General features: G+C 67.5%; 5 protein-coding genes. 4 read left to right on the top strand and 1 reads right to left on the bottom strand.

The window, feature by feature from the left end; translation table 11 throughout:
* A partial coding sequence (locus B2869_RS04795; RefSeq protein ID WP_292763322.1) for a LacI family DNA-binding transcriptional regulator occupies window positions 1-629 on the bottom strand: 629 nt, incomplete at its 3' end.
* 150 nt (window positions 630-779) lie between these two features.
* Between B2869_RS04795 and B2869_RS04790 the strand changes: the two genes are divergently transcribed.
* From B2869_RS04790 to B2869_RS04775, 4 genes are all read left to right on the top strand, one after another.
* The gene (locus B2869_RS04790; protein WP_292763320.1) at window positions 780-2,030 is read left to right on the top strand and encodes a sugar ABC transporter substrate-binding protein; all 1,251 of its coding nucleotides are present in this window, start codon (window positions 780-782) and stop codon (window positions 2,028-2,030) included.
* Between the two features lie 2 nt (window positions 2,031-2,032).
* Window positions 2,033-3,154 carry a carbohydrate ABC transporter permease gene (locus B2869_RS04785; protein ID WP_292763318.1) on the top strand — a complete coding sequence of 374 codons (1,122 nt, stop codon included), beginning with the start codon at window positions 2,033-2,035 and terminating at the stop codon, window positions 3,152-3,154.
* The gene (locus tag B2869_RS04780) at window positions 3,151-3,993 is read left to right on the top strand and encodes a carbohydrate ABC transporter permease (protein WP_021198443.1); all 843 of its coding nucleotides are present in this window, start codon (window positions 3,151-3,153) and stop codon (window positions 3,991-3,993) included. The genes B2869_RS04785 and B2869_RS04780 overlap by 4 nt, the downstream gene beginning before the upstream one ends.
* On the top strand, window positions 3,990-4,567 hold a 578-nt coding region (locus B2869_RS04775; protein ID WP_292763316.1), incomplete at its 3' end, for a glycogen debranching N-terminal domain-containing protein. The genes B2869_RS04780 and B2869_RS04775, both read left to right, overlap by 4 nt.

Genomic DNA, 4,567 nt, shown 5'->3' with positions numbered 1-4,567 from the left:
CGCCAGCCGCGCTCCCGGTCGTCACCCGTGCCCGATCCCGTCGGCCATCCGAGGAACGCGACGCTGCTGCCGCGGGTCAGCGCGTGCTCGGTCGCGGCGCGCGTTCCCGCGGCGCCGTCGACATCGACCCAGAGGTGGCGCGGGTCGGCGATGTCGTCCTCCCCCCACGGCCGACCGAACGAGATGAAGGGCAGCCCGTCCTGATCGAGGCTGCGCACGCGCGGATCGTCGCGCGAGGTGCCGGTGATGATCGCAGCGTCGATCTCCGACCCCTCCCAGAGCTCCGACAGTCTCTGGATCTCTTCTTCCCGCGTGCGTGCGGCATAGACGAGCATCCGCATCCCCCGCTCACTCGCGCGCTCGGTGATCGCGTGCACGAAGCGGTCGAGGACGACGCCGGAGATCCCGCCGAGGTACGGATCGAGGCGGATGCCGATCGTCGAGCTCCGCCGCAACCGCAGCTGTCGCGCGGCCGCGTGACGTCGATAGCCGAGCTCGTGGATCGCCGCGATGACACGCTCTCTGGTCGCCGGGCGGACGATGTCCGGAGTGTTGAGCACGTTCGAGACCGTCTGCCGGGAGACGCCCGCGCGCTCGGCGACGTCTTCGACGGTCGGCGCCTTCGCCATCGCACCTCCTCGTTCACGCCCGGGTTGACACTTCCCGCGACTCCCGCTTAGCCTATTCCACGCAGAGTTTGATCGTTCAAATTTTTGCGACGAACCCGCACGGTCCTCCCGAGGCCGTCGCCCGCAGTGACTCATCAAAGGAGAGAGACCATGACACGGCATACCACTCGCGCAGTCTTCGGTACCGGGGCGGTGCTGCTCACCAGCGCGCTCGTGCTCACCGGCTGCGGCTCCGGTTTCGCCGGAGACGACCAGAAGGCGGACGACGAGGGGCTCACCTCTTCCGACGACGCGCTCACCGTCCTGATCGGCTCGTCCGGTGACGCCGAGACAGCCGCTGTGCAGTCCGCCGTCGACGCCTGGTCGGCCGAATCCGACATCAAGGCGAAGGTGCAGACCGCGACCAACCTCGACCAGGAGCTGTCGCAGGGCTTCGCCGCCGGCGACCCGGCCGACCTGTTCTACCTCTCCGCCGACCAGGCCTCGGGCTACGCGGCCAACGGATCGCTCAAGGCCTACGGCGACGAACTCGCCAACAAGGACGACTTCTACCCATCGCTCGTCGAGAACTTCACGGTCGATGGCACGTTCTACTGCGCGCCCAAGGACTTCTCCACCCTGTCGCTCATCATCAACACGCAGATGTGGACCGACGCCGGTCTCACCGACGCCGACCTCCCGAAGACCTGGGACGACCTCGCTGCGGTGGCGCAGAAGCTCACGACCGCGGATCACGTCGGTCTCGCCTTCGGCGCCGAGTACCAGCGCGTGGGTGTCTTCATGGCACAGGCGGGCGGCGGTCTCGTCGACGACGGCACGGTCATCGCCGACGATGCCGCCAACGTCGAGGCCCTGGACTACGTGAAGTCGCACCTCGTCGACGGCACGTTCGCGTACGCCAAGGATGTCGGGGCCGGATGGGGCGGCGAAGCGCTCGGCAAGCAGTCCGCCGCCATGGTGATCGAGGGCAACTGGATCACCGGAGCGCTCTCGAACGACTACAGCAGCCTGCAGTACACGGTCGCCGAGCTTCCCGAGGGCGCCGGCGGCAAGGGCACGCTGCAGTTCACGAACTGCTGGGGCATGGCTGCCGACAGCCCGAACCAGCAGGCCGCCCTCGACCTGGTCGAGTACCTGACGAGCGCCGACAGCCAGCTCGCCTTCTCGAAGGCATTCGGTCCGATGCCGTCCATCAAGTCCGCCGCCGCGGACTGGACCTCGGCGAACCCCGAGCTGGAGCCGTTCCTCGCAGGCGCGGAGTACGCGCAGTTCCCGCCGAACCAGGCCGGGACCGCCGACGTCATCGCCGACTTCAACTCGCAGCTCGAGTCGCTGAAGACGTCCGACCCGAAGACGATCCTCGACTCCGTCCAGTCGAACCTCGAAGCGGTCGTCAAGTAGCCATGGCGATCAAGGCAGCGCCTCGCCGCGGCAGGGCCTCCGGGCTCCGCCGCGGCGAGGCGGCAGCCGGATGGCTGTTCACGGCGCCGGTGATCGTGATCCTCGGCGTTTTCCTCCTCATCCCCGTCCTCATGGCGCTCTGGGTGAGCGTCTCGGACTGGGGCGGTCGCGGCAGCCCCCTCTCCGGCTCGGTCTCGTTCGTCGGCGCCGACAACTTCGCCGCCGTCCTCACCGACGGCGGTCTCGCGACCAAGGATTTCGGCACGTCGCTGCGCAACAACGCCTGGTACGTGCTGCTCGTCGTCCCGCTGCAGACCGCGCTCGCACTGTTCCTCGCGATCCTCGTGAACCGCGCCATGCTCCGCGGCCGGGGATTCTTCCGCACCGCCTATTACTTCCCCTCCGTGACCAGCACCGTCGCGATCACCGTGCTGTGGATGTTCCTCTTCACCTCGAGCGGAGCCGTCAACGACGTGCTCTCCTGGTTCGGCATCAACGGTCCCAACTGGTTCAACGATCCACGCGGCATCCTGCATCTGGCGCTCGGCACGGTCGGCGTCGATGCCGGCCCCGCGGCCCTCACCCAGGGCGGCGCGCTCGGAGTGTCGTGGTGGGAATGGCTCGCCGGCCCCTCCGTCGCGATGAGCGCGTACATCCTGATGGCGATCTTCACGACCTCAGGAACGTTCATGCTCATCTTCCTCGCCGGTCTCCAGAACCTCGGCGCCGACGTCGACGAAGCCGCGATGATGGACGGCGCGAACGGCTGGCAGCGGTTCTGGCGCATCACGCTGCCCCAGCTGCGCCCGACCCTGTTCACCGTGCTCACCCTCGGCCTCATCGGCTGCTGGCAGGTGTTCGACCAGATCTACACGGGCACCAGGGGAGCGCCGAGCAAGACCACGCTCACCCCGGCCTACCTCTCGTACCAGACCGCGTTCCAGAACCAGGAGTGGGGGCAGGGTGCCGCCATCGCGTTCATCCTGTTCGTCATCATCGTGATCTTCACGCTCCTGCAGCGATGGGTGCTGCGTGATCGGCCGGTCTCGAAGCGTCGCATCCGCGCGCACGCGTCCTCGTCATCGTCCTCGTCATCGTCCTCGTCGAAGGGAGCCTCGTCATGAGGCGGCTCTCGTCGAAGCAGCTGACCTGGCAGATCGCGCTCTACGCGCTGCTGATCATCCTCGCGGTCATCTACATCTATCCCTTCCTGATCCAGGTCGCGACGAGCTTCAAGACCGATGAGGATGCCGCGTCCAGCGGGATCACGCTCATCCCCGACGTGTGGACGTTCGCCGCGTACGAGCGCCTGTTCCGCAACTCCGACTTCCCCTCGTGGTTCGTGAACAGCGCGATCGTGACGATCTTCGTCACGGCTGGGCGCGTGTTCTTCAATTCGCTCGCCGGGTACGCACTGGCTCGACTCCGCTTCCGCGGGCGGGGTGTCGTCTTCGCCGCGCTGGTCGCCGTGATGTCGGTGCCGACCGTCGTGCTGCTGATCCCCAAGTTCCTCGTGATCAACCAGCTCGGCATCTTCAACTCGTATGCCGGGATGATCCTGCCGCTGCTCGTCGACGCGGCAGGGGTGTTCATCATGAAGAACTTCTTCGAGTCGATCCCCGAGTCGGTCGAGGAGCAGGCCCGCATCGACGGTGCCGGCACGTTCCGGCTGTTCTGGTCGGTGGTGCTGCCGATGGCGACGCCGGCGCTCGTGACGATCGTGATCCTGTCGTTCCAGGGCTCCTGGAACGAGCTCAGCCACTTCATCGTGTCCACCAACGACCCCGCCCTGACGACCCTGACCAAGGGCGTCGCATCCCTGGCCAGCGGCGGACTCAGCCAGGGCACCCAGTACCCGCTCAAGCTGGCGGCCGCACTCATCATGACGATCCCCGTCGCCGTGATGTTCTTCGTCTTCCAGCGCCGCATCATGAACTCCACAGAAGGAGCCGTCAAGGAATGACCCCCACCCCGCCCCTCCAGCCGCTGCTGGACGACGCCGTGATCATGCTCGAGGCACCGACCCAGGCATGGTCCGACGATGTCGGCCGCATGGGCACCGCTCCGATCCACGGCATCTACCACGGCGACGTGCGACACATCCGGAGCATCGAGACCACGGTCGACGGCACCGCGCTCGAATCCATCGGATGCACGTCGCCGGTGCCGCAGCAGGCGCTCCTGACGGATCTGCTCCGCGGGCTCGACGACGAATCGGCCGATCCGAAGGTGCGGATGGATCGCGACCGGCGGGTCGCCGCCGGTGCCTTCTCCGAGCGGATCACGGTCGCGTCGCACCTCGGCACCCCGGTTCCGATGACCCTCACCGTGCGCATGGTCCCGGACTTCGCGCCGATGCAGCAGGTCAAGGCCGGGCTCGCCGCCGATGCGGCCTGGACCTGGGACGGATCCGTCTGCCGCGCGGGAGAGGCGTCGTTCGCGCTCACCGCCCCCGAGGCCACGGTGGCCGAGGACGGAGACGCCCTGGTGCTGCGGTGGGATGTGGTGGTCCCACCGCGAGGCTCTGCCGCCGTGGT

Origin of the sequence: Microbacterium sp. UBA3486, from assembly GCF_002377845.1 — a bacterium.
GTDB lineage: Bacteria > Actinomycetota > Actinomycetes > Actinomycetales > Microbacteriaceae > Microbacterium > Microbacterium maritypicum_A.
Note: the sequence above shows the minus strand (reverse complement) of the source record. Positions and strands in the feature narration are given on the sequence as shown.